The following is a 25,354-nucleotide window of genomic DNA, read 5'->3' as shown; positions in this document are numbered from 1 at the left end:
TTTGTTATTGGTATCAACAAAGATTTCGCTGCTTACGTTTCTAAGGCCGAATCGTTACAGACATGGATCAACAACCATTAGTTGAAAATGAAACTGGTCTATTATCTGCCATGTATTTTAATGCAATATTTTTATCGGAACTGCTCAATTCGGGCAGTTCTATTTCTTTTTCATACAATGGAGTATTACAAAAACGGCACCGTCCATCAAGATTTGAATCGAAACGTGAGACTTCACAATGTTGGCAAAACGTTGTTTTTATTTTCAGCATACATTCTTCCTCCTCATTATACCAAAAAGAGCCGCATCAGCGACTCTCGGTTGATTATTTTTGTAACTGCTCGAGTAATGCTTTCATTGCTGCTAAGCGCTTTTCGTCTCGTGTAATAGACTCTTCTAATTCCTTATTAGACTGGCTATGCTCGAATGTATACTTGGAGATAGGCAAAGTAATTTCAAGTGATTTAATTTCTGACTGCAGGTACGATATTTGTTTATCCACTGGAAGATTTGGATCAACAAGAATATCTTCAGTCGGACCTGTGATTGGCTGTGCTGGCACAGATGTTGCTTGAGGTGATTCCGGCACTGTTGTTGCTCCTTTCGGTTTAAGTTCAATACCTAAATCTGAATTAAAAGAAACATCCATGTTTAACGCTTCTCCAATAGCTCTAACAGGTAAATAACTCGTTCCATCAATAACAGCCGCCTGAGTATCCAGTGATTTTCCCGATATTTTAACAGGAAACTGTCCTTGGATTGTTTTCCCTACGATACTATCAACAATGTCATCAGCGTATACAGATCCCGCAGCTGTTATTGATACTCCAACCAATAAACCTAAAATGAATTTTTTCATATAAAGATCACCTCATGTGGTATTTTTCACCAATTATACCACACCAGTAATTATCCCGTTCGATACAATTACGGTATTAGTTCCTGTAGAGAAAGATCCTGTATAGCCACTAAAAGTATTAGCTTTCGCATTCAAAGCCGTTTGCATTGATTGTCCGTTAAATACATTGTAAAGCTCATTCCATGAATTTACGGTTATTTTCTTACCCGTACCACATTGGAGAACTACATCATCTGTTGAAGATTTAATATTGATCTTTCCGGCTGTTGTATTGATCATGAAATCACCTGAATTATCAGGAATAATAAACATTTGCATACTCCCGTTCGGTGGATTATCCCAAACTAATGCTGGTGTACCACCCACATAATCAGGGGTAATATAAATAAAGTTATTTGCATCTGACGAAGCTTTCAACAATTCATCAGATGACGACAATTCAATCCTTGGATACGTTCCAGCTGCTGATTGAACCTGCGCCCCAGTCATTGTAACTTGACCATGTATATCTACGTGGAAGGTATCTTTAGTACCATCATTAATGGTCATTCCCGTTGAGTCGATTGTTATACTGGCGCCCGTCGCGTAATCAACCTTAATCGTAACCTTTCCTGCATTCAGTGTGCCTGTATCCACTTTATCGGCTGTCAGATGCTTAATATTCAAAGAATCCAAATTGCGAAAGAACCAGTTGAGGTAATCTTGCCATTGAATCATCGTGGACTTAACTTGATTGAAATCAGCATTCGCGCCGAGCTGTGGTAATTGAGAAGTTGCCATGATATGCCTCCTTAATATTGAACCGGCTGTATCCTGCAGTAGCGTTGAACTCCGACGATCTTTATTCGTCCTGTTCCAGATATCTTATATCGCATCCAAAATGCCAGCGCGACCGTGTCCATAGGTACGATCAGGTTTCTATTTTGAGTTAAATTAGACGTTGAAATAGGATCATACTGTATCCCCGTGAAGCTGCTGCCTTGGTCATCCGTAGATACGCTTAGACCTAATGTAGCTGTTGATGGGAATTCGCCTTGCATGTGCATTTCGTAGTATTCTTTCTCTGCCTCTGGATACTTCTCATCGAAAGGCCTGGACGTTACACTGTAAGGAATCGCTAGTCCATCGTCGGTGTCACCCTCGTTCATCAGGTACGTTTTTCCGCTTGAACCTCCGTTGTACCATCGACCATTAAAGTTTGTTGAGTATCTAAGGTCTGTAATTAAGCTTTGTACTCTCCACTTCTTACGATCACTTCTAGGATCATAAACGAGTAGTACGTTAGGCTCTGTATTTGACCCTGTAACGAGCCCAATGTAATATTTCTGATCGTCTGTACCACCAAAACATTTATCGATCTGTGATACGTTCAGGTTCGTTAAATAAGGCCTAATCGGTTGCGAGATATCTTCAGGAACACCACCGTCATAGCTGTAAATTCCGCGCTGATCCATCCAGTACAAAATTCCATTTACGTTCTGAATTGTTTTGGCCGAAGCGCATCCGATATTTCCGTATCCATCGAGCAACTCGTAATCATCAGGACCTTTACCGTACAACTTGGCATAGTAATTCATCGAGAAACCGATGACATAACCATTGAAGCTAGTTATAGCTGTACCTAATTCACCGTTCGGTGTGGACATATTTATTTCTCCGGCATCGTCCACAGTCGTCCAATCAGTTGGAATTCCTAAAGCGCAATACGATATTGTTCTGTCTTTCAGAATGTACACTCTGTTGTCATGCTGCGTTACGTATTTACCTTTAGGCGCTGATGCGCTCAGATCAGCATAAGTTGTCCCATTGTATACCTTCACATTGTCCGTACCATTGGTCATGATCAGCGAATCACGGTAATTCACAGCGCTCCAGTCGGTATCTGTAAGACCAGTTGCTAGATTCGACCATACACCAGATGACTCAGTTTGTATCACCGTACCAACAGCCCTCAGCATCCTCGTACTCTTGTAATTGATGAGCAACCTTGTTACTGCACCACCAGATGCCCCGAAGCTTGTACGGCCGTTCCTGACCTTCAAGGCGGGGTAGTCTTCGAAGTCCCACCCAAACTCATCAGTACTTGAGTTATCGTTTATGTTGAACGCGTTCTGGCCTAAGTCCAGTCCACCGCTGAAATTATTAGCGCCGCGCTTGTCCAATGATGAAGGTAATCCTCTCCATTGAGCCATTTACTAGCCCCCTTACTTTGTTGCGTATAATGGTCCTATTGTTCATTACGTAACAAATCAATAACGTGCCATAAGTCTGCTTCCCTATATTCATTAGCAGGTTTTCCAGGTGCAAAATCTGGATTTTCGGTCATCAGAAGGTCGTAGTTATCGCCACTAATCAAAAACTGCTCATTCTTTAAAATAAATCCTGATTGATCTTTATAAGTAATCGTTACTTCAACATTTTTTAATATTTTCGTTTCATTGATTCTCGACATCTCTTCGGTTACAGCAAATTCATTCACGTCCTGCCACTTTTGCGTAACGATAGTCATATTGATGCTTCTCATATCACATAAATCCACCCTATTATTTATTTTTCAAAATATAATCAAGCTTATGCCGTATACACCAAACTATCTATTGTGATATCCCAAGTTATTGAAAGTGTTCCACCTGATAAGAAATGACTAGCTGTTAACTTGCCTGCTGTCATTGCGAATGTACCACCACCAACGCCACCATTCAGTAATTCATATGTCTTGGTCGGAGTGAATGTTGTTCCATCATATTTCGCATTTAAGCGAACAATTGAGGAATTGGTGGTATTACTTAACTTGTAATAAAGATTAAAATCAAACTTTCCGCTATCTGGCAAGACGAAAAGATCAAATGCAGTAGTTGAAGATATCGTCACACCAACCGGCGAACTAAATCTAACATTGCGATATATCACCATTGATATATTCGATGAAACGACTTGCGGTTTTAAAGTCGGAACCTCTCCAATGAAGGTTATTCCATCAATCTCAACAGGAATCGAGTTCCCGCTGCGAACTATAGTTGTACAACTTTCAACAATTAAGCCTGACACCCTCACCCTCTGCGTCAAATACAAACAAAGAGGACACGACAAAAAACGGTTGTCGTTAATATCGCACTGCGTCGCATTTATAGTTGCCCCAATAGCAAAGTTTTCAATTCTATTATTTGATAGTTTAATTCGCTTTGATGATGTATCAACAATTTGAACACCGTTCGCATTACCAACACCTTTAAGATCGTTCCCCTCAACGAGTATACCCTCAGTGGGGACATAGGTGTCTTGCGATACGCCTGAAGCCAATTGGATTCTAATCGCATCTGCTTGATTCTGCGCGCGGATAATATTGTTGGTTACGGTGCCAGCATATGAAACATCCTCAATATGCAAAACAGAATCCGTCGTTACCGTTGCGCCATCAAGTATATTACCCTCAACAACGAAATTGTTAACATGTGCTAGGTTGATATTAAACCCAGTATCAGAAGTTACTCGGTTATTTCTAATAAACGCATGATGGCAATATACATGAGGCGTGTTGATACCGATCGTTCCTTTTAGGATTACATTATCTTCGATGTAGATATTTTCGATAGGCGATCCCATTGGTGTAGCAATGTTTCCGCCAGCTGTTTGTTGGTTGATTTGCACAGGATAGTTTACAGTTTCAAACACATTATCACATATGCGGACGCCTCTTAACCCATTTGCATTGACCCATACGCCATAGATATTTCCAGTCACGCCGTCAGACTTGAATGTCTTGCCTTTGACCTTGTTACGGATGAATCGCTGATTGTTGACGTTAGACGATGCGTTGTACAGCCCTTGCATGGATGTGTTGGTTGTTGAGTTGGACAACTCGAAGCATACACCGCAGATTGTTACGTTCTCGCCACCCCACGTAAACGCATTGCCATCGGCCGCAGAAACTTGAATATCGAGAACCGAATAAATATCGCTATACGTTGAAACCCCTACAGTATTTAACGGCTTTGTAATTTTATAGCGTGACTTGGTCAGCCTCACACTGACTTGCTTCGTTTTTGCATCAGCATACATATTCAGAAAAGCCGTGCCGTCGTCAGTCGTTCCATTCCCTACAGCCCCATACATCTCAGGCGTGACATAGTATGATTTGTTCGCAACATCCGCCTTAAGCGCATCAAGCCCATTCGAACTCTCGCTAATGGCAGCCACTAAACTCGACTTATCTACCGTAGCTAAATCCGAAAGCTTACCCGTGGCCGCATCAACAATTCCAAGACTCGATGCTAACGCTGGTATCGTTTGATCTACCTCATCTGACATATCGGGCATGATTAGCCCTAAATTTGGTGTTGGCGTTGCCATATATCCACCCCCTATTTAAACGAAAGCCATGAATTTTTAGATAAGTCCGTCCACGTGTTGTCGCCGTAATTGTCTGTTTTTAGCGTCACGAACTCTGCTCTGCGACCTGAACGGTTGCAGTTTCGGCGTGGTAACGCGTCGATTGGCGCTCTAAACTCTGGCTCTGACTGCTTCATCTTCATTTCTAACTCGAATATTTTCTCTTGGTACTCTGCGTCGTAATTGTTATGCCACGATGTGTCCTTGCGGGCTGCAGCAATTCTCTTTAACAAACCGAGTTTAAGCAGCTCCTGGTACCTCTTCGGAACGGATGGTTCACTATCAAGGTTAGCTGTCGTAATCTCAGTCGGCTGTGAGTCCATGTAGATGTAGATCTGACGATCATCTACAGTACCATTGGGAATAAAAAAAGACTCGCCTACAATGGTGTAGTACAAGTCCGTTCCGTATGTGTATGAATTATCGTCGTTCATTCTGAAAGGTAGCTGCCTGAAGTCTGGTGTATCCGAACCGTCATTCACTTGGATGCTGATCGTTTTGATGCGGTCGATATCTACGTTGTCGGGAATGGGGTAGAATTGAACATTTGTCTGCAACGGAAAGTTGACAGGTGGAGAGTCGATTTCAAGTATCTCGAACAGTTCGTTTACTTCTTCATTCATCCAGACAATCTTCTGTGCTGTTGTGTAAGTATTTCGGTAACGTAAGTCTACGTCATTGAGAATTAGCTGGGATGAGGCCATGGAGACAACTCCTTTCTTATCTCTATCCAGGTGTACCAATCACGAATACATCGATAATAATCGTATTACCGTTTGGTATTACAGTTCCATCTATATGGCAAGCTTCTACAAATGATGTTGAACTGTCTTTTGCGATTACCCCAACATTGATTTTACTGACATTGGTTCCATATGTGCCACCTGAGTTAGCAGTTACGACAATTTTAGGAACACCAGTATATTTATTCACGTACGTATATTGAGCTGTTCCTGTCGTGGAAGTCCCATTGCCAGTCACAGTGAGCGTTGCGGCCTCCATGATCTGATTACCAACAGCACCGCTAGCAGGAGGAATATTCGCACTCGTTGATTTGAAGCAGTTGGTGAAGTTATTATTTTGAGAAATCAGCCTCGTCATTGTAGTAAACAACCACGGCGCCAGAAGATTGTCATTATTCGGCGCGTAATAACGATTACCCGAGTGAATAATGTCTTGTGCATTTTTAACGTTCAAATGGTACTTCGTTGTCGGTGTTGTGCCTACCATATGAAATTGAGTATTTGTGATACTCGTGTTCTCAATCCCATTGAATGTGGTTATTGATCCATCTAAAAATACTAAGTCGGCTGCAGCATCTGAATATCCTGCGAATTTCACATGTGATATTTCCACTCCAGAAGTGAAAGAACGAGCTTGATCACCTTCGGCGTACAGACAACCTAATTTGGTTGGTGTGATACCAAGCGGACCAGAATATCGACTGCCCGCAGTGTGTCCGATGTACGTTCCTGATACTATTTTAGTGAACCTACTGCCCTTTAAGTAAACGCCCATGTTAAAGTAATCGATCATGCAATTATCGATAATCATGTAATTGTGATTAATACATTGGATTGCTGTAGCGCCATCGAACCATTGGCAACTTGTAAACTTAATACTCTCTCCACCGAAACGATTAAATGTGTCAGTATCAGACTGATTGATGTATACGCCATAACCAGTTGGGGAGAAAAATCTAGCATCAGTTACGGTTATGTTCGTGTTAGATAGCGCTTTCCAGCCGTATTGATTATGAATGAACGCACAATCGTGTATGTTCGAATCTAGACAATTTTTAGTCTCGAGTCCAATTTGACCGCGAAATGTACATCGATGAAGGTCGAATGATTTGATAAACGTCCCTTGCGATTGGTTTTCTATTTTCAGACCGGGAGTTGTTCCAACACCTTCGAAAGTAAGGTTTGTTGCAGTGAAATAAGCATCCGTTTCAGCTGTTGTTGCACTTATACTTTGGGATGGGGAATTCAGTTCTTTGTAGTAGAATCCCTTTATGACAGCGCCGAATAGAGATACTAAATTTACTCTACCACCAACACCACTCATTCCAACTAGGTTGTATGTTCCAGGTGGAAATTCTACAGGCCCACCATTTGCAGCAGTTATAGCAGCAAGAACCGCTGATGAATCATCAGACCCATCTCCTTTAGCTCCGTATGCTTTTACATTGTAGATAATAGATCCCCATATATCTGCTAACTTCACCGCATTCCCCATGTACTTACTTACTTCTGATGGTACAGATGACATGATCCCACCTCCTAGTACAATGCGACAATATCAGTAGCTGTCGTGCTTGCGGACATTACTCGCTTAACGGAAATAGGATGAACTACTCCTGCGGCAACAGCTTTAAATAACACGGTTACACCAGACGCTAATACTAAATTCAAATCTCCTGTGACGCCTACGTAAATCCCTTTAGAGCGTTTAATTCCTGAAGGATACACAATATCAATGGTGTCGCTTTTAGTGACTACAACGGCACCTGACGAGCTAGGATCTATTAGTTGGCTCATTAGCCTTCCCCCTTGGATTCGGTTTGTTTTGTTGCTGAAGCAATTGCGCAATTTGCTCCAACAGTTCATTTTGTCTTCTTGTCTGTTGCATCAGTTCGTTGTTAAATCGTTCCGTTTCGTTGATACCCTTAAAGTGATCCATATGTCCTCCATAAAGAAAAAGAGGAGCCGCAGCCCCTCCTATTTCGATTCCATAAGCCCAGCTTTTATGAGCTCCTTTTGCATGTTGTTGTAATTAGTGAAAAAAGTCTTTTGGTTATCATCCATGTTGTCCGTAATCTTGATCGGCGTTAGGAATACCATCTTCTTTTTAGTGGGCGGAGATTGCTCTCCGCCACCACTAACTTCCCATGTAACCTCTGGCATGCGTTACACCCTCCTCTTAACCACTACGCCCCATGTACCACTTGCAAGGTCAACGGTTCCAGCACTGCGGTTGTGAAGAGAGATAACAATTGTATTCGCCGCTGATGCCTGAGCCTGAACAGCGATGCCTTGCGTGTCATAAGGCGGGTAGAGTTCGACGTGATCACCTAAAGCTGTACCCGTCAACGTTATTCCACTGGACACCGCAATTGCTCCGGTTGCCAATGAAGGAGGATCGAATGTAATTGTTGTATTGATAATAGTTTTAGGTCCAACTACGCCGCCAGCACCGGCGAAACCGTCCGCATAGACGATTCCATTGCCGGCGTTAGCGCCAAGACCTCGAAAATCTGCGCCATTATTCGGCATGCTATTTCCCCCTTATCCCTGGCTACCAACCCAGCCTCTCCAATTTCGAACAACTGTTGATTCACGTACATAACCATCCCATGATTGAGAACCATTCGGATTCATGTATTTACGTTTAACAAACTCAGGTTTTACGCGGTAGAAGTGGATTGCTTTGTGCTGCTTAGCTTGCAAGAACCACGCTGTTTGAGATGCCATGAACGTAGATCCAACAAACTGCATGCTAGGCAATGTGTTTTTGTCATTGTTTGCTGTTCCTGAACGATCCGCGGACTGGAACACAGTCGCAAACTCGAACTGGTTATTCATATGTGAGATGAACTTCGATGGACGCATTTTGATACGTTTACCAGCCTCATCATTCAGCGTATTGAATAGGTTAATGCCAGCCTTGACGTTGATATCAGTAATGCCGCCAGTCGTCAGATTGGATTGTACACCACTCAAACCAGTCTTGCGGTATGGATGGTTAGCCGAAATTAATGCTTGTCCATCGTAAATCTTTCCATTCGTTCCATCGAACGCAAGATCCAACACGCTAACAGAGTTTTGCTCTACCGTGTTTCGACCAGAACGCCCTGCATCAGAAGTCATATCAAGAACTTCGCCATACTTGGAATCGTCAATGTCCTCACGAGATAGGATGATTTCCACACCGTATGGCGTGTGCTCCGTGACGATCAAGTCAGCCAGTTCAAATGAATCTTGCTGCGCGTTCTGCATTTCTTGCTTAGTTTTCCAACGAACAGTACCCGCGAATGATTGGTATGTTTCGTTATGTTGATTGGATTGTTGATCTAGGAGGAACTGGGACCACTCTTCCGGCTCTTCATCCCAACCTTCGAAGAATGTTTCATCGATCTTTCGTGTCCATAGATTGTTAAACTGACCTGTCATAACTGGCATATTTGGTTCCCCCTTATCCTACGTTCGCTAAGTTCGCATCAGCGAAAATAACGTCCACGGTGTTATTTGTGTTGTCATAAGCTTGTACATAACACATACCGCCTGTTGTATCATCAGGTGCGATAGATGTTTTGTTCAGCAGGTCATAAGCTGTTGTGTACTTGTCAGTGTCAGCGAACGTCTTCTTCGTTCCTGCCTGAGAAACAGCCATACGCACAACCTCGCGACGCACGATGGCCACAGGGATTACGTCCGCCGCAGTAGCAGTGGTAGTGGTGATCGCTTGCTGAGCAATACCTACGATGGTGGTAGATGCAGCCACAGCTGCTTCACCTTTACGGCTAGTTCCGTTAATCTGAATCAAATCACCATAAGCGATTGTTTGGCTGTCTGCCATTGCTAGCCATACAATGATAGGCACATTGTCCGCATTCTTTCCTGATCTTACGATTTGCATGTGAATTCCTCCTTATTTTTAACCTGTCCATCTTTTGTTGTTTATGATTCTACTAATTTGTTGGTTACTTACTCCAAATTTTTTAGCGAGTCCAATAGTAGAAAACTCATTTCTGGCACGTCGTTGGTACGTTTCTCTTATTTCGTCAACTTGTCTTTGAGACAGTTTAACATTCAGAGCTTCTTCACCTTTTTTGATCGTGTTTACGTGCCGACCTTTCTCCATCATGTCATCTGTATTGTCTTGATTTGTACCTAAAAAAAGATGCAATGGATTAACGCACGATGGAACATCACACTTATGAAGAACTCGCATTTCAGGAGGAATAGTTCCATTAAAATGCTCCCAAGAAAAGCGGTGCGATAAGCCCATTTTTCCTTTGTATCTATATTGACCATAACGACCGCCAACTTTACTGGCCATCCAAATCCAACAACTTCCAGTAAAATCAACTTTGTCTATAAATCTTTTTGGGAGTTGGGTTTCCATTACCTCCCACTTCCTTTGCGTTTTTCTCGCCATTCGTCAATTGTTTGAGCAGATTGAGCAGTCATTAACCTACGCGCCTCCGCCTCACTTATTCCCATCTTCTTAGCCTCAGCCAATACTGATGGTGACAGCGGCTTCTCCCCAACACTCGTACTCGGTGAATCACGTTGTACGGTGCGTGGTTGTTGCGCTCTCTTAGCTATCTCACGCTGTTGCGCTTCGAGTTTGACCTGTTCTACTCGCTTATTTCCGCCAAGCGCCCAGAAGGCTTCTTCGACGGTTAAAGCACCATTGGAACGATCAATCTTCGCTAAGATATCTTTTTCCATGCTTGCAATACCTGCATAGTCAGGATTGTCTTTAAGCCTGTTAATCTGCATTTGCACACGGAGCTCTTTAAGCTCTTGCTGCTGCTTCTGTTGCTCGATGTACCACTGAGTGTCAGCATCTGACCATCCGTTTTGATCGGCTAGCCGCTGTGCTTCTCTCACCATTTGCGCTTCTTTAGCAGCATTGAGAATCTTTTCAGGATCCCCACCCATGGATGAGATGACCTCATCGTGCTTGCTGTACTTCTGCTTGAACTGCTCCTCCATCTCGGTGCGGAGCTTTTCTTCAATCTTCTTCTGTTCGCGCTCTAGGCGCTTCTGGAAGGCTGTTTGTTCCTTCGGGGATAGTTGCTCGACTTCTTCCTCAACGTCATCCTCAGAGGTTTCTAGATCGTCCTGTACCTCTTCTAACTCTTCCTCGATGACTTCATCTGATTCTTCCTCGAATTGATCATCGATTACTTCTGTTTCTGCTGCTTGTAAGTCGGCGTCACTTACTGTTGCGCCCGTTTCTCTTGCTTTGCGGTATTCGTTTTGGTCCATGATTAAAACCTCCATGTTTTCGCGACGGCATCAACGCGAGATTAGCCCGATCCTGTACTATTCACAGTGGTCACCTCAGAAAGGACAATAGAATAGGCCACCCTACGACTAGGAATGGCCTGTTACGTTTTACTCTTTGGATTAAACTCATCATTGATAGATAATTCATGACATGTACCTTTTGCCATTTCAAGCATGCCTAATGCATTGCGATAGGAATAAACGTCATATACAAACATGCTGGTGTTGTCTTTCATTTGAAACTGGACTATAAACTCGTCAATATCATGAAAGTTTTCTTCGATCCAATTGATTAGACCAGTTTTTGATTCAGGGTATATCCGTTTAACGTCACTCATCTGTGATACCCCTCAGCCAAATGAATCTTAACCTTGTGCGTCTTCCCCTTCGAGAAGTGGCCACAACTGGAGCACATGACACCTTCCTTATGGTGAAACGCGAAACATTCGCATCGTTCGCATACAGGTTGGTTCATAATCTCTCGCCTGTACTGCGGATTAGCCTTCAGTTGTGACGCGATGTAACTACCGACAATCGGGTCTTTCTTCTGGTTGGAAAGGAAGTGCATCCAGTACAGTTCCTCGTTGCGATCCATCATGGTCGTAGACTTGTCAAAGCGAACCTTCGTTAAACTACTCATCTTGGCGCACCTCCTTGCATTAGATTAAGTTGTGGCGGCATCATCGCAGGAGCAGGTGTTGGCTGTGGCGCTCCCATCGGCATACCCTGCGGCGGCGGCATACCTGGTTGCATGGCCATTGGATTAGCAGGGTTTTGCAACTGCGAATCAGCTTGCAGTGGAATACCCACTTGATCACGCAGATAGTTGCGCAGCTCCTGCCATGAAATAACCGCTTTACCCTCAACATTCAACTTGGCAAGATCAAGCAACGTTTGATATATGAAAGCTTTATCCGTTGGCAGTCCGTTGCCTAAGCTAAGTCTGAGGTCAAACTCAGCATTGCGGGTCATTACGGCACCTGAATCATCCAATAGCTGTTTGACTGTATCCATACCATTGTCTGCGGTAGCTTCTAGATTAGGGATCATGATAGGAACTTCGCTGAGCTTCGTCGGGTCAATGAACTTGAAGTCTGGCTTATCACCGTTGATGCGTACCCACATGGCCTCGTTCCAGTTCGTGACCATCTCGTCATATAGCAGCTCAAGAATAGTTGTCCAACCTTGCTTCAGCATTTCCGTTTTATGCACGACTGTCTTCTGTCCTGCCTGTTGTAATGCAATAATCGCACTCGCCGCTGTGACTCCACTACCTGGCGTATTTCCACGGTTAACATCGGGACGACCACTAATAATATTAGCTTCTTCAAACGCCTTCTCACGCCTGTTGGGAATGTCTGATGACACGTTCACAGGAACAATCGGCTTAAACGCAGTAACATCCCTAAACGGAATGCGAAGACCTGGCTTATTTGTCCACTTACGAGCATCAAATCCTTTACCAGCTGCCGATAATCCAATTGCCATTTGCGGATTACCCATGAGCCGTGCAGTCATGATGATCTGATCGTCCATATCGTTGATGAGATCCTGCGTAGGGAATAGGTATTCAACATCCCCCATACCCCAACCTGTACCGCGACGCGGAAAGCAGATGATGACCTCGAACGGGAATTGATTTCGACGCTGTAACTTCTCGCCGACGATTCCATCATCTCTGCTATCTTCGAGCACGATGTTATTAGCTACGTGAACGCAAAAAATGTCTCCATTCTCATCACGCATGTAGCATTCGATGAGCAAAGCTTTCTGAGAGGTTACTGGGCTCACCTCGTCTGTCCTTGTAGTGTCAAGGTCGAGTGTAGGATCATACGGCCAAGATACCTGGCGCTTAACGTACTTCCCCCACTTCGGAAACATACGCCTGATCCACGACAACGGACGCGGCACCGCATGTATGATGAACTCGCACTCCTGCAGCAGATGAGAGGCTGTCCACTTGGGATCCGGGAAGAAGTTAGCCGGTGAAACTATCTCAAATGTCGGCAGACCTCGACCATTCAACGCTTCGTGATCCGTGTACACTTTCACTACGGTTGTGCCTAACTCCAACCTGTCATGCTCGGAATGCGTTAACTTCACCTTGAATTTGTTCTTGTCCAAAACGAAGTTAAGTGCATGCTGCACATCATCAGAGAACATGTGATCACTCGGCTCACGGCCTAGCGCATCAACGCTGAATGGTTTATCAACGATATCCGATATCTCACTATCAATGATCGGCTTAATGATGTTGGTTACGCTGCCTGGGTCTTCTTCTGTCTCAGGTTCATTCTGGATGTTGTGCATGTAGTCATCGCACCGCGCCCATATGTTCATCAGATCCATTTGATCCTTAGCTTGGTAAGCACCGCGAAACATATCTTGAATGTCCTGAGCCAATTGTTTCTGCTTTTCCGTTTGCTCCGGTATAACTTGCTCTTCCTTCGGTTTGTCGATTGTCTTTGCCATGTTGTCCCTCCTTTCCTACTGATGCCTGTTACCTGTCTCCATCAGATTATTTGGGTTCCAAGTTCGCGGTCGTTCGTTTCGCGCGCTACGTGATTCATCTTCTCGATGAATGAAGTCCAGCTCTGACTTAAGCTGCAGAATAGCTTCTTCCTGCCTAGAAATGTACTCTGTAGCCTCTTTGTAGCTGTCTTCTAGGATCTCAATGCGGTGTTGGTAGCTAATGTGCTTCTTAGCAAAGTAAAAAGCCCCTGCGAAGGATGCAAGAACTAAGAGAATGCATATGAGTGTTATAAGTGCCGTGATCAGTTGAACCATCCTCCCGCCCAAGAATCAACCTCATCACGCTGCTGATCCTGTATTTCGCTCTTATGTACCATCGTGCCATCTTGCTTGCGTACCCAGTTGTCTCCTGCGCCTTGCAGGGGAGATGAACCAGTTACGATGTCCGAGACTTTCGTTATATAAGCATCCATGACTAAAAGGATAATCGCGGAACCTGTTACCGTGTCATCATTGCCTGTAGAAGCGTTGGTGTCGCCGTCATCGCCCACTACGTACTTGATCAACTCTTTGATCATCCTCTCGGACTTGCAGCCTAATTCGCGCTCTCTGATCAGTCTGGCGAGGTTATCAATCATCAGCGGCTTAGTCTTAGTCGATGTCCACCAACCGAGCTCCTGCTTTTCCTCGTCCGTTATCTTGTCGTGCGTTGTTCGCTTATATAAATTGTGGTACTCATGCTTCATCGCATTGATGGTGCTGAGTCCGTGATTGTTCTCCTCGACTGCTATTAACGCTTCGTTGTACCAGTTACCTAGGTTTATGAGTATCGACGATCCAAACTTATCTGGATCAATGTGACCATGCCACATGGCAACAAGCTTCTTATCAGCATCGTACACAGGAGCACACGAGTAATCTCCGTCTCCTTTACCTTTTGCAACGTCTGCGCCAATGAAATACTCTTTTCCAGGTATAGGAGGATTCCACACTTCTAGGTTACCGCGCTCATCTTTTACAAATCGTTCACCTTCCAAGTATCCAAGCTCACCTGGCACACAATGCTTCAAATACTCCATGAGCACATGCACATCAAATCGGGGTCTACCAGAAGCGAGGAAAGCCTCTTCAGCCGTGCATGGGTACTCTTGCGGCAGCTTATCCTTGAGATCCTTCCACTTGCCGTAATACCAATAGAGCTGCGGCCACTCAAGTTTCTCATATAGACGCAAGTAGTTGAGCTTCTTATGAAACTCAGTCGCTTCGTCTTCTACGTCTTGCTTGAACTGTTCTTCGTGTTCAGCATCCTCAAACTTTAAACGATACTCGGGCGTAAGCCACCAAGCGTAGAACTTTGGATCCCAGTTGTTCTTGCCTTTCTCGGCGTCATCCCACAAATCCTTGTACTCATTCACACCATTGGCTGTAGTCTCAAGTATCTGTATGCTGTCTTTCGTGAGCGCTTCACCCAGTCCCGACATAATGCTGTCGATGCTATCCCAAAACGCTGACTCTGAACCATGAAAAAAGTTGATCGTTTTAGAGCGACCAACTTCCTTGTTGCCGGCCGTGTTAACTCGCCAGCGGCTATTTAGTTTCTCGAAGTGGAACTCCCGCCTATTGTTGTACTTCGTAGTCGGTTGTAGCGCTTCTGGTAGCTGATTAAATATATATTTAGCTTTATCCTCGAATATCGTATTGGTATTGTCGCCGCTATCCGCCAATGTGAACCCCGAAAAGTTCTTGCTGATGATCGAGTTAGCGAGCTGGTACGCCGTGATGAACGAGGTGAAGCCTTGTTGCCGTCCTTTAAGTACCAAAAATTTCAGATGCAGCCTTTTGCCTTCTTTGTAATCATCCTTCGCTTTATTGATGTCAGCCAAGAAACTCTGCTGCACTTCGTTGAGGAAGAATGGGATTGTGCTCTTATCCTTGTCTACAATCACGAATGTGATCTCGATCAGGTATTCAGGGTGACGTTTGATGTCGTCGCGCGCCGCTACATTTTCCTCTTTAAGGATGTACTCAACTGCAGCATTGATAAACTCTCTGTCTTGATCAATGTTGTGGTGCTCGTTCCAAAGTTCTTTACGACGATTGATGATATCCCGACATGTCCTCATGAGAAGAATTCCTCAAGCTTCTTCGTGACAGTCGCATCAACTTTCAGGCTATCATTGAACATGCCTAGATGACGCGCTATCGAGTCAAGGGCGCCCTTTTTATCGTGCAACTTCAATGCTATGCCTTCTTTGGTCTGCCTGATTTCAGCAACAGCATCCAATTTGTGTCGATCTATCATATCCGTTTCGAATATATCTACAGTTTTATAAGTGACTATATTTCCTGATTCAGTAGCCATTTCTTTTTGTTCAACCTTCAAGTAATCCGTGATATTGCTAAAGCCTATCTTTGCATACTCTTTCAGTACCATATCAGCGGTAATTTCAGTACGTTTTGACCTCTCATCCATCATTTGTTGGATCAATTCCGCTATCTGAGGTTTTCTGAGGTTTTCATAACCCATCTCATAAGCTGTTTTTTCACTGTATCCAGCCCTTATTGCTGCTGCCCCAGCATTGAGGTCAACAATGTATTCCTGTGCAAATAACACTTGCTTATCCGTCAATGCCATCTTCTTCACCCTCTCTATCATCCGTAAAATACACATGCCAGAACCAATGCCACCAAAGGCAAAAAGGGAAGGCGAACCAGCAGAGCGCATCGAGTGCGTCTAGCATTGGGTTCACTTCCCTAACCAAACATCCTTATTCTATCCTCGTACAACAGGCATTTCACGATATCCTTTGTGTTCAACTCCTGCTTACGATCATCAACGCACCAATCATGTGCGATTACAATTAAGTTACCTTTTCTCACTTTTTCATCGGTTTCACTCCCGCAGAATGTACATTTCATACGCATTTCCCAACTTTAGTATCTGGTAATAGTACCTTATACTAATAGGTGGCAAAGTGGCTACAAACTTACGGCAATATCCAGATATAATGGCATTGGTTTAGTGCGATACTTTTTAACTTTCTTCTGAGCTCTGTCTAAGAACTCCCTTACCGTCCTGCGCTGTAATCCCAGTGTGTTCGCAATCTCTTGATCCGTCCACATGCCGCCTACATTCATTTCATAGCATGTTCTCTCCCGATCAGTGAGAAGTGACAGCACATATTCCATGTGAACGTATTCTCTGTCATCGTGAAACTGTACAACTGCTGGCTTGTTGGCGTATTTCTCCATGATGTCCGTCGGTATCTCACGCTGATAAGCCGCCAATCGTTCCACGCCCCGTTTGTTACCTGGCCTGCGACCTGTCTCCATCCACTCAAGGATGTAGTCACAATCTCGGATCATAGCCCTCACATGCGATGCATGCCTCTCCTCGATGATTGTAGGCAGCAATTCATGTAAACTCAGCTTGGTGATTCGGTACGTTTCAATGTCAGCATTCCCAAGCCATTCTATGCTCATTCCGTTCACCTCACTTTCCAAACTCTGCTTCCAACAGTTTATACGCTGCCTTTAATGCAGCATTCACATCAATGTTATCTGTGCTATTTCGTGGATTCTCTTTGTATTGCCCTTGTAGCAAACTCACATATTGCAACAACAAAGTAATTCTCTTCTCTGCATCAAGCTCTGAGAATACTCCAACATCTTCCCGTTCTATACTCATTGTCCATTCCCCTTATAGAGAGGCGCCCATTAACCTGCATGAGCGCCATGATGTGTTAAAGTCCCGTTACAGCTGTATATTCTGGTATTGGCGATATGCTCACTGGGTACAAGTCGCAAGCCCCCGATACGTCAATAATTACCTGATTCGAGAACATGTCAACGATGATTTCATCCGCTTTAACATGCTTGTAGCCAAGCGCTCGTAACAAAGTTTCAGGCGTGATTACGATACGACCTTTTTCCATTACGCCACCGCCTGTTTCACATATCCAAACACATGAGCCTCTAACGCTGAGAGTCTTTCTTCAACCGTTTGTCCTTGTCCAGCATTTGCTGCAGATACTTCTCCGTTTTGCTGTCCTTGATCCACTGTGTTAGGTAAGCTTGATACTTCTGGGAGCTCGGCACTGGGGAGGTCTGGAAACGTTTCCTCCGGTGTTACGCTGTCCGGAAGGGATGTAGCAACTTCCGCAGGATCCGACTCAGTAGCCTCTGGCTGGCTGTATTGTTGGCGAAACTGCAAGATCTCGTTCTCGTCCGTCAGCTCGATGTAGAAGTTTTTCTTCGTCCAGTTGTAGTTAACAACTTCGTCTGTTGCTACGAGCTTAGCTGTGTAGTTCTTAGGGTTGATAACGTTATCCGGCACAACGTCGTAAACAGTACGGTCTTTTCTAATTTTGTCGGCCAGCTCTTTTTTCTTCTGTGCTTCTGCCTCTGTATCAACGACCTTGTATGCTTCACGTGCACCCACTGCGATTTCCTTGCGCAGATCATCCACTTGCGCATTCAGTCGCTCTACTTCTTTCTTCGCTTCTTCCAGTTGTTTAGCGGCATTGTCCCGATATTGTTCCGCTTGAGCGCGAGCGAATTTTTCCTCGTTCAACAACCGGTTCGTATCATCGATCTCTTTATCTTGCGCTTGAATTTTGGCACTTACTGCATCGAACATTGATTGCAGCTGTAACCTTTGTTCGATCTCACCTGTCAGTTGTTTACTGAATTCATCTGCTTGAGCAATAAACGCTTTCTTGAGTTCAATCGTGACCAGTTGGTAACCATCTTCGCTGCCGATGACCTGGCGTAATGTAAGTCCGTCAAAGTCCATTGTGTCCAGTGCACTCACAAACTCTATTGCAGCATCCTGAATTTTGATTTGCTCAGCTGCTTGTTGTGCCAATTCCCTCTTCGCCTCATCCAGCGCAATCGCCGTTTGATTAATCGCAGTTTCATTACGCGGACTTTGTGCATTCAGTGCGTCCAATTCAGCTTGCAAACGATCGACTTTCTGTTGTGTGCTCTCCATATGAATCCTCCTAATTGGCTAAAAATTGCCGAATAATTCCGTATACCTCTATTTTACCACATAAACCTATATATTTACAGCTATTTACACCACATTTAGACGATTTATCTTCGATTATCACCACATTATGTGTTAATCACCGAACATCCAATCAAGATTTTCGTGTGATTCTTCCACCTGCGTTTGATCGCTCAATTGCATCACCTCCGTAAACCGCTCTAATTGCCTCTGTAAGCTTCATTGAGTCTCGGATGAACTTCACATCGTCCGATATGATTACGACGCCCACGCGACGCCCTGACTCGCTGTGAACGGTGCTTATGTATGTCTCGTTCATTTCATCATCACCATCCAGATTATGAGTCCCCAGAACGCCACCGCTAAGATCAACATGTTCATGCAAGCTTCGATTGCGTTGCCTTCTTCCTCGATCATGCTTTTCCCTCCAGCAGTTCAGGGTTTTCGTGGATATTTCCTAACACTTCGCACTCTGCGCGCAATTCGTAACCCGTCCATCCTCCGTGCCCTGCATTAGCATAATAAGTTGATCGAGGCACAGTTTTATATTTTGCTTGATGGATGTCGTAGCAAATGACACGTTTTTGATATCTCTCAACACCGTTTGATTCGCAACCCACGATATCCCCCTCGTAGATAGGGTCACCATTAGAGTCGTTTAATCCAGTCCACTGCATATAAATTAAGTGCTCCATGCTATCTATACCATCACCACTTGGCGAGCCGTTCCTAACGTCCGTACATTCGATTCCTGAGCTACCAAGCATAAATATCACATCAAAGTCTTCACCTGCATACAACATCTCATCCGCCACGTTATCCCACGCTCTAAACCTAATCTCTCTCATCCGATCTCCTCCACTTCTATTTCGATTCTCGGCCGATCACTGTACCACTTTCCGCTCTTACCGTAGTCCACTACTTGGCTGTCATTCTTCAGCAATATGCCCTCTATGGCGTCCTCGATGCCCTTGATGTAGTTTGATAAGTCTGGCTTACTCTTCGGCCTCATGGCGCCTTCTAGCGCCTGACGTTGTTTCACCTTCGACCAGCTATCGGGAATAGGCCTGTACACTTTTACCGTAAGCGACACCGCGCTCTCGATCAGCTGGCTCGGTTTGTTCTGGCTGGCTACCAGACTGACGTAGCGCTTATAGTCCTTTGACTTCCCTGGATCGTACATAACCACGTCGCCGCTATGTGTTTTGCCTGCTCTCGGCCGTCCCTGTGCGACTGGAGGACCATACACTGTAAATTGAATCATATGACATGCCTCCAGATTCTTCTTTTCTTGACAAGAAGTATTAATTTTTTTGATACCTGATAATCATCAGCGATCGCCTGAAGAGTTCGTGCGTCCATCCTGATAGACCTGACTTTGTTCTCGTTTAGTTTTACGCCGCCGCCATTTTTCGCACCCTTGGCTTGTCTACCTTTACGAGTCATATCTAGTGAATTTTCAGCTGATGTTCCCGCGCTAAGATGATCAGGATTGATGCACTTTGGATTATCGCAAGCATGAAGAATAATCATGCCCTGTGGTATTTCACCCTTTGAAATCGTGTAAATATACCTACTCAACCTCCAAAACTTACCCATCCTTGTGATAACCGGATATCCCTTCTTGTCTTTAGTGTGGCTTACGCATTCCCAACAACTATTTTCAGTAATTATGTACGTGATATCCTTTGCGTAACTTGATTTTTCAATAACTGGCTCCCCGTACACTGTGAATGCAATCATCGTCCCACCACCGTTAACTCCGGCTTTACCGCTACCTTCTCCAACTTCCCTGATACCGCCGTGATGCTGCAGCTGATCATCTTGTCTACTCTGTGCTCAGGCATGGGTTTGCCAAAAGGCATACCGTTGACTGATAGTTGATATAGGATCACGCCGTCCCCTCCTTCATCCTCATCATTTCCTGCGCTTGTTCCTGCTTTATCCCATTCACTCCCCAACTATTGGCCTTGTGACGGACGGTGTTCTCGTTCAACCCCATGCTCCTTGCAAATACGGATGCCTTACCGTACATAGCGATTCCAGCGATATACTCATCCTTGGTAAACGAGTTACGTGGCGCGTTCACTCTTCTTTGCTTACCTCTGGAGTAATGTGTCTCTGATTTCATTTTCTGCTTATACTTCGAACTTCCGCCCTCTTTGATGGATACCACGTAGGTGCGTTCACTGATCTTTATCAACTCGTCGCCTAACTCGCTCAACATATCGGGTACCGGACAAACTTTGCAGCAGGTAGAATCTGTGCTAGTTCTGTTCGGGCAGACCTCACAGTTACTTTTCTCGAGCGACTCGATTTGTTTGAGTATGCTAAATCTCCTTACACGTTTGTTCCTCCGTTCAATAGCGTTCATGGTAACCACTCCTTATGCGGATTTTAGAAGCTCCAATTTCCTGACCATCTCTGCTAGCACCATCCTGTATTTCCATTGTTTCAGTGGGTCCTTCTCTTGTTGCATCATTTCCTCGATGTGTGCGACCGCTTTAATGATTGCGTCCATGTCACCACTCCTAGAAATAGTTGTTTGTGATCGTTTGGTACACCTTGTCGTATTTAAGCTTCACCAGTCCCGTTGGACCATTCCGCTGCTTAGCTAGATTGACCTCGAGTATTCCTTGTTCTGCGGTATCTGGGTTGTAGTATTCATCGCGGTATAGAAGGATGATGCCGTCGGCTACAGCTCCTATCGCTGCACTCCCTGTTAAGTCAGAGATGATCGGGCGTTTCTGCTGTCTTGCGTCGATGTCTTGCTTGAGTTGGGATAATCCGAGTACGAAGCAATCGCATTCTTTAGCGGCTATCCGGATCTTTTGGCACACTCGGTGTAATGCTGATCCCGAGTTATCGTTCTTTTCAGAACCTTCGACGATCTCCTGAAGGTAGTCGATGATAACAAAGTCCAAACCTTCTTGCCGTTTCAGCCGTCGCATTTCGCTGGCTATGTAATCGGCCGTAATACCACGCGTGTCGTTGATGGTTATTTTCGAGATAATGCTCATTGCTGCACCGATATCATCTCGCTTCTCAGGTTGGACCTTACCTATCCTCAGATCCTGTAATGATATTCTTGCCATGCTTGCTACGAACCGGTTGTAAATTTGTGCTTTGTTCATCTCAAGGCTGAACATCGCCACTTTTAGTCCTTTTTTTGCAATGTTGGCTGCGAGTTCATTGGCGAATGCCGACTTCCCCATACTTGTCCTGGCTCCTAAAGCGAAGAAGTCCGAACGTTGGAATCCGAGAGTTAATTTATCGAGTTGCGAGTATCCAGTCATCATGCCAAATGCTCGATTGGGATCCGACATCTTGAGTTCTAATTCCTCGTACCAGTCGACAAGTCCGTCAATGCGGCTTTCCTTCTCTAGTGACCTCGGCCTGATCTCTAAAGCTTTTTGTTCGAACTCGTTAAGCATCTCTTCGAAATCCGTTGCTAATGGATCACTGACAATGCCTTTGTATGTCTCAAGCAAATGATTGAATTTGCGTCTCGCGTCAAACTCAATGAACTTTGTTAGAACATAGCTAAACTGATTCACCGATGGCACGGACCCCATCATTTCTGACAGGTATCCGATTCCACCAACTTTATGAATGCTGTTGCTGAAGTTGATTGCCACATTGTTTAAGCTGGCCTCGACTCCCTTTGCATTAAGCTTCTCAAGCATGACGAATATATTTTTGTGGACTGCGCTCATAAACATATCCACGTTGATATTGGTTAACGTATCTCTTACCAGTGTCGGATCAAGCAACAATGTTCCAAGGATCTGCGACTCAATAACTTCTGTATCAAACATCGCCGTTTACCGCCTTGATCATTTGGTATACCTCATCGTCCTCATCGGGTATGAATTCCTGTGGTGCTGATCGTTGCAGCGTCTCTGTTTTAAAATCAATAACTTGAAAATCAGATGCTTTCGTTTTACGTTCTGATATCCACTCATTCATGACTTTGCAGAAGTAGTTAATGTGCTTGCCTCTAGACTTACGCATGGCTTTCTCGATGACTTCTAAATCTGCTTTACCGACGTAGGAGAACACATCATGCAACGCATCGATTCCACCATCAATTTGATACTCGTTAAACCATTTTGTGAGTTTGGTTTCATGACCATTAGATGAGTGCGGTGGCGCTTCTTCTTCTTCTTCTTCTTTTTCTTCTTCTTTTTCTTCTTCTTCCCCCGAGTCTCCCCTGAGTCTCCCTAGACCGTCACTAGACTGTCTATACACGGTCTCAATAGGGTATTTAATCTCGTTACATACCTTTAGAAATACACTTATGAATGGTTTATATTTGATAAATCCTAATTCCTTAGCGATACACGTCATAACAGCTCTACTTTTGATTGCATTATGCTTCATCCAATTTGTAATCATGATTTCCTGTGTATCATCGATATACATGATCTTTCTGTACTGCATGAATCTGTTCAACAACTTGTCCACTGTCTCGCGGTTGTAACCCGTTTCCATCTCAATGACACGCTTCGGTAACTCGTATATCCCGCATTGAGTCGTTTTGCTATTGCTCATCAGGTACAGGTAGAAGTATTTCTCCTCCGGAGTTAGTCCGAGAACAAAACCATCTTGCCAAAAACTGATGTGTATTTGACGGTATGTAGCCACCTTGATCCCTCCTTTATTCCTTCTTCAAAAGTTCAGGCGTCATGTAGATGTTGCCGATTACTTCCATGTAGCCGTTACCTCTTTTGTAATCATCCTCGTACTCCCAAAGTTCCAACCCATCATCGACACCGAAACCTCCCCTAAAGAAAATAACGATAAATTCATCTGTCCTATCGTCGAAACCATTATTACGGTAGATTTCTAATCGATCACCTTCGTAAATGTTATTTCCCTTTCGATCCTTAATTCCACTTTGAAGCATCTTCACCAACGTCTCATCCGCATACTCCGATATACTGTCTAACCCCACGTTGTACGTCATTGTCTCGGTGGCTGGGTTCCATACGCGAAAACGGTAATCCCTCATGTGGTGGCCTCCAGTACAGGTTCGTATATGTTACCGATGACAACCATTTTCGAAGTGTACTTTGGCAGCATATAAGCTTTACATTCTCCACCACACAAATTCCCGTAAAATTTCATTCTGAACTGGTAGCCAACATGTTTATCAGCAAAATCATTGTCGTGATAATAAACTTCATACCCAATGTAGTTTTTATCGTCTCTCCAACTTTCAGGAGGGAATCGTAGAATGTCACCCTCGTAGATCTCCTTACCATCGCGATCCGTTAGGCCAGTAAATTGACCTAATGTTTCCTCGTCAACCTCTTCGCTTGATGGGAATATCCGGTGAGTCTTTCGGCTGTCTGGATAGAAACACCCGTATGCGTAGGTACCATATTCCCATTCACCTTTGAAATTCTTAGCACGAAACTTATACTCTCTCATACTCTCCCCCTAACTTCCCATAATCCCCAGGATATGACGTGCGGCAAGTAGCGTATTCGGTCTAGCCAGTGCGGTGTAAGCCGACTCTTTTTCAGGTGTATCGTGCATGTTTTCCTCCTTATGACCCTCAATATTCAGCGAATGTTCATCACATCGCACTAACAATTGGATTCTCATACGTCCTGTTTCCCCTAAAAATCACAACGGCATTTGGAAACGGAGCGTTATCCTTTACTCCTCCAAATTTCAGCCTTCCTTTGACAAATCTAATCTCTCCATGCATACAGTAATCATGCCACCACCGTGTATCCGTCCTTGCTGGCAGAAGACAAACCACTGTGGCTCCATCTAGAGACGACTCATATGCTTTCTGTACCCAATCCTTGATTCCACGTCCGTATGGTGGGTTCATCCAACAGATACCTTCCCATTTTTGAAAGAGACCGTCATCGGATGGTGAAAAGAATTTATTGCACTTTGCATTATCGGAAAGGGCACACACATCTAATTCAAACCCGAACTCAGTGTGCAATTTATCAAAAAAGTCTTGAGGTGTAGCCCATAAATCTGTTGCTGATGAATAATGTACTGACATTTTTTCAGTCATAGATGGAACCCTCCCACGGCCTCGTCAATAATGTCTTGATTGATTCCAATGTACCTAAGAGTGATGCTCGGCGCGCTGTGGTTGAATATCTGCTGTAGCAGCGCCACATCCTTGTACCGCTTGTAAAAGTGATAGCCAAACGTCTTCCTCAGCGTGTGCGTCCCGATCTCCGACAGCCCGACTTCCGCTGCCGCAATGTTTAGGATGCGATATGCTTGCACTCGTTTGATGTTCAGCTTCGTTCGATAGCTTGGGAACAACGGATCGCTATCCTTCTTGCCTTTGATGTATGCGTTAATGATTTCGCGCAGCTCCGCATTTATCGGGAAGCGCCGCATCTTGCCAGTCTTGCGCTCTTTATGCGTCAAGTGTGACTTGTTCCGCACATCGCGGACGTTAAGCTGAAGCAGATCACCAATGCGCAGCCCCACGTTAATTCCCATCACTAGCAAAAACCAATCCCGATTCGAGCGTTTCAGTAAAACCCGTTTCATCTCATCCAGCTTCTCGACACTTCGAATTGGCTGTACAAACTGTATGGCACTCCACTCCTTTTATCT

Annotated in this window: 38 protein-coding genes; all 38 read right to left on the bottom strand. The window is 44.4% G+C overall.

What is annotated here, in order from left to right:
* Positions 1-67 precede the first annotated feature (67 nt).
* Positions 68-271: a hypothetical protein gene (locus A8709_RS34245; protein WP_141692668.1), complete on the bottom strand. Its 204-nt coding sequence runs from the start codon at positions 269-271 to the stop codon at positions 68-70.
* Positions 272-325: 54 nt separating this feature from the next.
* Complete coding sequence (locus tag A8709_RS27460; RefSeq protein WP_065857127.1) at positions 326-859, bottom strand: hypothetical protein; 534 nt, start codon at positions 857-859, stop codon at positions 326-328.
* Between the two features lie 33 nt (positions 860-892).
* On the bottom strand, positions 893-1,639 hold the full coding sequence (locus A8709_RS27455) for a hypothetical protein (protein ID WP_065857125.1): 747 nt from the start codon (positions 1,637-1,639) through the stop codon (positions 893-895).
* A gap of 11 nt (positions 1,640-1,650) precedes the next feature.
* Positions 1,651-3,051, bottom strand: a complete 1,401-nt coding sequence (locus A8709_RS27450; RefSeq protein ID WP_065857123.1) for a hypothetical protein — start codon at positions 3,049-3,051, stop codon at positions 1,651-1,653.
* A 35-nt stretch (positions 3,052-3,086) separates the two neighbouring features.
* A complete protein-coding gene (locus tag A8709_RS27445) occupies positions 3,087-3,383 on the bottom strand; it encodes a hypothetical protein (protein ID WP_065857121.1) in 297 nt (98 codons plus the stop codon).
* A gap of 47 nt (positions 3,384-3,430) precedes the next feature.
* A complete protein-coding gene (locus tag A8709_RS27440; protein ID WP_208607750.1) occupies positions 3,431-5,176 on the bottom strand; it encodes a right-handed parallel beta-helix repeat-containing protein in 1,746 nt (581 codons plus the stop codon).
* Positions 5,177-5,220: 44 nt separating this feature from the next.
* Positions 5,221-5,952, bottom strand: coding sequence for a phage adaptor protein (locus A8709_RS27435; protein WP_065857118.1), 732 nt, complete (start codon positions 5,950-5,952; stop codon positions 5,221-5,223).
* A 22-nt stretch (positions 5,953-5,974) separates the two neighbouring features.
* Positions 5,975-7,519, bottom strand: coding sequence for a pectate lyase family protein (locus A8709_RS27430; RefSeq protein ID WP_065857116.1), 1,545 nt, complete (start codon positions 7,517-7,519; stop codon positions 5,975-5,977).
* 11 nt (positions 7,520-7,530) lie between these two features.
* On the bottom strand, positions 7,531-7,788 hold the full coding sequence (locus A8709_RS27425) for a spike base protein, RCAP_Rcc01079 family (protein ID WP_065857114.1): 258 nt from the start codon (positions 7,786-7,788) through the stop codon (positions 7,531-7,533).
* A gap of 180 nt (positions 7,789-7,968) precedes the next feature.
* Positions 7,969-8,154 carry a hypothetical protein gene (locus A8709_RS27420; protein WP_065857112.1) on the bottom strand — a complete coding sequence of 62 codons (186 nt, stop codon included), beginning with the start codon at positions 8,152-8,154 and terminating at the stop codon, positions 7,969-7,971.
* Positions 8,155-8,157: 3 nt separating this feature from the next.
* The gene (locus tag A8709_RS27415) at positions 8,158-8,523 is read right to left on the bottom strand and encodes a hypothetical protein (protein WP_065857110.1); all 366 of its coding nucleotides are present in this window, start codon (positions 8,521-8,523) and stop codon (positions 8,158-8,160) included.
* Between the two features lie 12 nt (positions 8,524-8,535).
* Positions 8,536-9,429 carry a Mu-like prophage major head subunit gpT family protein gene (locus A8709_RS27410; RefSeq protein ID WP_065857108.1) on the bottom strand — a complete coding sequence of 298 codons (894 nt, stop codon included), beginning with the start codon at positions 9,427-9,429 and terminating at the stop codon, positions 8,536-8,538.
* Positions 9,430-9,442: 13 nt separating this feature from the next.
* The gene (locus tag A8709_RS27405) at positions 9,443-9,886 is read right to left on the bottom strand and encodes a hypothetical protein (RefSeq protein WP_065857106.1); all 444 of its coding nucleotides are present in this window, start codon (positions 9,884-9,886) and stop codon (positions 9,443-9,445) included.
* 18 nt (positions 9,887-9,904) lie between these two features.
* Positions 9,905-10,375, bottom strand: coding sequence for an HNH endonuclease signature motif containing protein (locus tag A8709_RS27400; RefSeq protein ID WP_065857104.1), 471 nt, complete (start codon positions 10,373-10,375; stop codon positions 9,905-9,907).
* Complete coding sequence (locus tag A8709_RS27395) at positions 10,375-11,247, bottom strand: hypothetical protein (RefSeq protein ID WP_065857102.1); 873 nt, start codon at positions 11,245-11,247, stop codon at positions 10,375-10,377. The genes A8709_RS27400 and A8709_RS27395 overlap by 1 nt, the downstream gene beginning before the upstream one ends.
* 122 nt (positions 11,248-11,369) lie before the next feature.
* On the bottom strand, positions 11,370-11,606 hold the full coding sequence (locus A8709_RS27390) for a hypothetical protein (protein WP_065857100.1): 237 nt from the start codon (positions 11,604-11,606) through the stop codon (positions 11,370-11,372).
* Positions 11,603-11,908, bottom strand: coding sequence for a hypothetical protein (locus A8709_RS27385; RefSeq protein WP_065857098.1), 306 nt, complete (start codon positions 11,906-11,908; stop codon positions 11,603-11,605). The genes A8709_RS27390 and A8709_RS27385 overlap by 4 nt, the downstream gene beginning before the upstream one ends.
* A complete protein-coding gene (locus A8709_RS27380) occupies positions 11,905-13,740 on the bottom strand; it encodes a portal protein (protein ID WP_065857096.1) in 1,836 nt (611 codons plus the stop codon). Before A8709_RS27380 ends, A8709_RS27385 begins: the two co-directional genes overlap by 4 nt.
* A 15-nt stretch (positions 13,741-13,755) precedes the next feature.
* On the bottom strand, positions 13,756-14,055 hold the full coding sequence (locus tag A8709_RS27375) for a hypothetical protein (RefSeq protein WP_065857094.1): 300 nt from the start codon (positions 14,053-14,055) through the stop codon (positions 13,756-13,758).
* Positions 14,043-15,863, bottom strand: coding sequence for a terminase large subunit (locus A8709_RS27370; protein ID WP_065857092.1), 1,821 nt, complete (start codon positions 15,861-15,863; stop codon positions 14,043-14,045). The genes A8709_RS27375 and A8709_RS27370 overlap by 13 nt, the downstream gene beginning before the upstream one ends.
* Entirely contained in the window at positions 15,860-16,465 is a 606-nt protein-coding gene (locus tag A8709_RS27365; protein WP_244163323.1) for a terminase small subunit, read from the bottom strand. The genes A8709_RS27370 and A8709_RS27365 overlap by 4 nt, the downstream gene beginning before the upstream one ends.
* A gap of 254 nt (positions 16,466-16,719) precedes the next feature.
* Complete coding sequence (locus A8709_RS27360) at positions 16,720-17,223, bottom strand: sigma factor-like helix-turn-helix DNA-binding protein (RefSeq protein ID WP_065857422.1); 504 nt, start codon at positions 17,221-17,223, stop codon at positions 16,720-16,722.
* Between the two features lie 10 nt (positions 17,224-17,233).
* The gene (locus tag A8709_RS27355; RefSeq protein WP_065857087.1) at positions 17,234-17,428 is read right to left on the bottom strand and encodes a hypothetical protein; all 195 of its coding nucleotides are present in this window, start codon (positions 17,426-17,428) and stop codon (positions 17,234-17,236) included.
* A 55-nt stretch (positions 17,429-17,483) separates the two neighbouring features.
* Complete coding sequence (locus tag A8709_RS27350) at positions 17,484-17,675, bottom strand: hypothetical protein (RefSeq protein WP_065857085.1); 192 nt, start codon at positions 17,673-17,675, stop codon at positions 17,484-17,486.
* Entirely contained in the window at positions 17,675-18,733 is a 1,059-nt protein-coding gene (locus tag A8709_RS27345; protein ID WP_065857083.1) for a hypothetical protein, read from the bottom strand. Before A8709_RS27345 ends, A8709_RS27350 begins: the two co-directional genes overlap by 1 nt.
* Before the next feature lie 151 nt (positions 18,734-18,884).
* Positions 18,885-19,136: a hypothetical protein gene (locus A8709_RS34990; RefSeq protein WP_141692666.1), complete on the bottom strand. Its 252-nt coding sequence runs from the start codon at positions 19,134-19,136 to the stop codon at positions 18,885-18,887.
* Between the two features lie 28 nt (positions 19,137-19,164).
* A complete protein-coding gene (locus A8709_RS27335; RefSeq protein ID WP_065857079.1) occupies positions 19,165-19,599 on the bottom strand; it encodes a YopX family protein in 435 nt (144 codons plus the stop codon).
* On the bottom strand, positions 19,596-20,015 hold the full coding sequence (locus A8709_RS27330; protein WP_065857077.1) for a RusA family crossover junction endodeoxyribonuclease: 420 nt from the start codon (positions 20,013-20,015) through the stop codon (positions 19,596-19,598). The genes A8709_RS27335 and A8709_RS27330 overlap by 4 nt, the downstream gene beginning before the upstream one ends.
* Positions 20,012-20,494 carry an HNH endonuclease signature motif containing protein gene (locus A8709_RS27325; protein WP_065857076.1) on the bottom strand — a complete coding sequence of 161 codons (483 nt, stop codon included), beginning with the start codon at positions 20,492-20,494 and terminating at the stop codon, positions 20,012-20,014. The genes A8709_RS27330 and A8709_RS27325 overlap by 4 nt, the downstream gene beginning before the upstream one ends.
* Positions 20,491-20,646, bottom strand: coding sequence for a hypothetical protein (locus A8709_RS34770; protein WP_167357184.1), 156 nt, complete (start codon positions 20,644-20,646; stop codon positions 20,491-20,493). The genes A8709_RS27325 and A8709_RS34770 overlap by 4 nt, the downstream gene beginning before the upstream one ends.
* On the bottom strand, positions 20,643-21,125 hold the full coding sequence (locus A8709_RS27320; protein ID WP_065857074.1) for a hypothetical protein: 483 nt from the start codon (positions 21,123-21,125) through the stop codon (positions 20,643-20,645). The genes A8709_RS34770 and A8709_RS27320 overlap by 4 nt, the downstream gene beginning before the upstream one ends.
* Positions 21,126-21,137: 12 nt before the next feature.
* Entirely contained in the window at positions 21,138-21,272 is a 135-nt protein-coding gene (locus A8709_RS35530; RefSeq protein WP_279615899.1) for a hypothetical protein, read from the bottom strand.
* 10 nt (positions 21,273-21,282) lie between these two features.
* Positions 21,283-22,569 carry a replicative DNA helicase gene (locus tag A8709_RS27315; protein WP_065857072.1) on the bottom strand — a complete coding sequence of 429 codons (1,287 nt, stop codon included), beginning with the start codon at positions 22,567-22,569 and terminating at the stop codon, positions 21,283-21,285.
* Complete coding sequence (locus A8709_RS27310) at positions 22,562-23,398, bottom strand: hypothetical protein (protein ID WP_065857070.1); 837 nt, start codon at positions 23,396-23,398, stop codon at positions 22,562-22,564. The genes A8709_RS27315 and A8709_RS27310 overlap by 8 nt, the downstream gene beginning before the upstream one ends.
* A 13-nt stretch (positions 23,399-23,411) precedes the next feature.
* Positions 23,412-23,765, bottom strand: a complete 354-nt coding sequence (locus A8709_RS27305) for a YopX family protein (RefSeq protein ID WP_065857068.1) — start codon at positions 23,763-23,765, stop codon at positions 23,412-23,414.
* Positions 23,762-24,187, bottom strand: a complete 426-nt coding sequence (locus A8709_RS27300) for a YopX family protein (protein WP_065857066.1) — start codon at positions 24,185-24,187, stop codon at positions 23,762-23,764. The genes A8709_RS27305 and A8709_RS27300 overlap by 4 nt, the downstream gene beginning before the upstream one ends.
* 148 nt (positions 24,188-24,335) lie before the next feature.
* Positions 24,336-24,794 (bottom strand): phage N-6-adenine-methyltransferase, encoded by a 459-nt coding sequence (locus A8709_RS27295; protein ID WP_244163322.1) that lies wholly within the window; start codon positions 24,792-24,794, stop codon positions 24,336-24,338.
* Positions 24,791-25,333: a site-specific integrase gene (locus tag A8709_RS27290; protein WP_141692665.1), complete on the bottom strand. Its 543-nt coding sequence runs from the start codon at positions 25,331-25,333 to the stop codon at positions 24,791-24,793. The genes A8709_RS27295 and A8709_RS27290 overlap by 4 nt, the downstream gene beginning before the upstream one ends.
* Positions 25,334-25,354 lie beyond the last annotated feature (21 nt).

Source organism: Paenibacillus pectinilyticus (assembly GCF_001700435.1).
GTDB classification, from domain to species: Bacteria; Bacillota; Bacilli; order Paenibacillales; family NBRC-103111; genus Paenibacillus_E; species Paenibacillus_E pectinilyticus.
The sequence above is the reverse complement of the archived record's forward strand: the minus strand, read 5'-3'. Positions and strand labels throughout refer to the sequence as shown.

Excerpts from the sequence above, each read along its gene's own strand:
- A8709_RS34245 (WP_141692668.1), bottom strand. The coding sequence starts at position 271 with ATGCTGAAAATAAAAACAACGTTTTGCCAACATTGTGAAGTCTCACGT.
- A8709_RS27460 (WP_065857127.1), bottom strand. The coding sequence starts at position 859 with ATGAAAAAATTCATTTTAGGTTTATTGGTTGGAGTATCAATAACAGCT.
- A8709_RS27455 (WP_065857125.1), bottom strand. The coding sequence starts at position 1,639 with ATGGCAACTTCTCAATTACCACAGCTCGGCGCGAATGCTGATTTCAAT.
- A8709_RS27450 (WP_065857123.1), bottom strand. The coding sequence starts at position 3,051 with ATGGCTCAATGGAGAGGATTACCTTCATCATTGGACAAGCGCGGCGCT.
- A8709_RS27445 (WP_065857121.1), bottom strand. The coding sequence starts at position 3,383 with ATGAGAAGCATCAATATGACTATCGTTACGCAAAAGTGGCAGGACGTG.
- A8709_RS27440 (WP_208607750.1), bottom strand. The coding sequence starts at position 5,176 with ATGCCCGATATGTCAGATGAGGTAGATCAAACGATACCAGCGTTAGCA.
- A8709_RS27435 (WP_065857118.1), bottom strand. The coding sequence starts at position 5,952 with ATGGCCTCATCCCAGCTAATTCTCAATGACGTAGACTTACGTTACCGA.
- A8709_RS27430 (WP_065857116.1), bottom strand. The coding sequence starts at position 7,519 with ATGTCATCTGTACCATCAGAAGTAAGTAAGTACATGGGGAATGCGGTG.
- A8709_RS27425 (WP_065857114.1), bottom strand. The coding sequence starts at position 7,788 with ATGAGCCAACTAATAGATCCTAGCTCGTCAGGTGCCGTTGTAGTCACT.
- A8709_RS27420 (WP_065857112.1), bottom strand. The coding sequence starts at position 8,154 with ATGCCAGAGGTTACATGGGAAGTTAGTGGTGGCGGAGAGCAATCTCCG.
- A8709_RS27415 (WP_065857110.1), bottom strand. The coding sequence starts at position 8,523 with ATGCCGAATAATGGCGCAGATTTTCGAGGTCTTGGCGCTAACGCCGGC.
- A8709_RS27410 (WP_065857108.1), bottom strand. The coding sequence starts at position 9,429 with ATGCCAGTTATGACAGGTCAGTTTAACAATCTATGGACACGAAAGATC.
- A8709_RS27405 (WP_065857106.1), bottom strand. The coding sequence starts at position 9,886 with ATGCAAATCGTAAGATCAGGAAAGAATGCGGACAATGTGCCTATCATT.
- A8709_RS27400 (WP_065857104.1), bottom strand. The coding sequence starts at position 10,375 with ATGGAAACCCAACTCCCAAAAAGATTTATAGACAAAGTTGATTTTACT.
- A8709_RS27395 (WP_065857102.1), bottom strand. The coding sequence starts at position 11,247 with ATGGACCAAAACGAATACCGCAAAGCAAGAGAAACGGGCGCAACAGTA.
- A8709_RS27390 (WP_065857100.1), bottom strand. The coding sequence starts at position 11,606 with ATGAGTGACGTTAAACGGATATACCCTGAATCAAAAACTGGTCTAATC.
- A8709_RS27385 (WP_065857098.1), bottom strand. The coding sequence starts at position 11,908 with ATGAGTAGTTTAACGAAGGTTCGCTTTGACAAGTCTACGACCATGATG.
- A8709_RS27380 (WP_065857096.1), bottom strand. The coding sequence starts at position 13,740 with ATGGCAAAGACAATCGACAAACCGAAGGAAGAGCAAGTTATACCGGAG.
- A8709_RS27375 (WP_065857094.1), bottom strand. The coding sequence starts at position 14,055 with ATGGTTCAACTGATCACGGCACTTATAACACTCATATGCATTCTCTTA.
- A8709_RS27370 (WP_065857092.1), bottom strand. The coding sequence starts at position 15,863 with ATGAGGACATGTCGGGATATCATCAATCGTCGTAAAGAACTTTGGAAC.
- A8709_RS27365 (WP_244163323.1), bottom strand. The coding sequence starts at position 16,465 with ATGCGCTCTGCTGGTTCGCCTTCCCTTTTTGCCTTTGGTGGCATTGGT.
- A8709_RS27360 (WP_065857422.1), bottom strand. The coding sequence starts at position 17,223 with ATGAGCATAGAATGGCTTGGGAATGCTGACATTGAAACGTACCGAATC.
- A8709_RS27355 (WP_065857087.1), bottom strand. The coding sequence starts at position 17,428 with ATGAGTATAGAACGGGAAGATGTTGGAGTATTCTCAGAGCTTGATGCA.
- A8709_RS27350 (WP_065857085.1), bottom strand. The coding sequence starts at position 17,675 with ATGGAAAAAGGTCGTATCGTAATCACGCCTGAAACTTTGTTACGAGCG.
- A8709_RS27345 (WP_065857083.1), bottom strand. The coding sequence starts at position 18,733 with ATGGAGAGCACACAACAGAAAGTCGATCGTTTGCAAGCTGAATTGGAC.
- A8709_RS27335 (WP_065857079.1), bottom strand. The coding sequence starts at position 19,599 with ATGAGAGAGATTAGGTTTAGAGCGTGGGATAACGTGGCGGATGAGATG.
- A8709_RS27330 (WP_065857077.1), bottom strand. The coding sequence starts at position 20,015 with ATGATTCAATTTACAGTGTATGGTCCTCCAGTCGCACAGGGACGGCCG.
- A8709_RS27325 (WP_065857076.1), bottom strand. The coding sequence starts at position 20,494 with ATGATTGCATTCACAGTGTACGGGGAGCCAGTTATTGAAAAATCAAGT.
- A8709_RS27320 (WP_065857074.1), bottom strand. The coding sequence starts at position 21,125 with ATGAACGCTATTGAACGGAGGAACAAACGTGTAAGGAGATTTAGCATA.
- A8709_RS35530 (WP_279615899.1), bottom strand. The coding sequence starts at position 21,272 with ATGGACGCAATCATTAAAGCGGTCGCACACATCGAGGAAATGATGCAA.
- A8709_RS27315 (WP_065857072.1), bottom strand. The coding sequence starts at position 22,569 with ATGTTTGATACAGAAGTTATTGAGTCGCAGATCCTTGGAACATTGTTG.
- A8709_RS27305 (WP_065857068.1), bottom strand. The coding sequence starts at position 23,765 with ATGAGGGATTACCGTTTTCGCGTATGGAACCCAGCCACCGAGACAATG.
- A8709_RS27300 (WP_065857066.1), bottom strand. The coding sequence starts at position 24,187 with ATGAGAGAGTATAAGTTTCGTGCTAAGAATTTCAAAGGTGAATGGGAA.
- A8709_RS27295 (WP_244163322.1), bottom strand. The coding sequence starts at position 24,794 with ATGACTGAAAAAATGTCAGTACATTATTCATCAGCAACAGATTTATGG.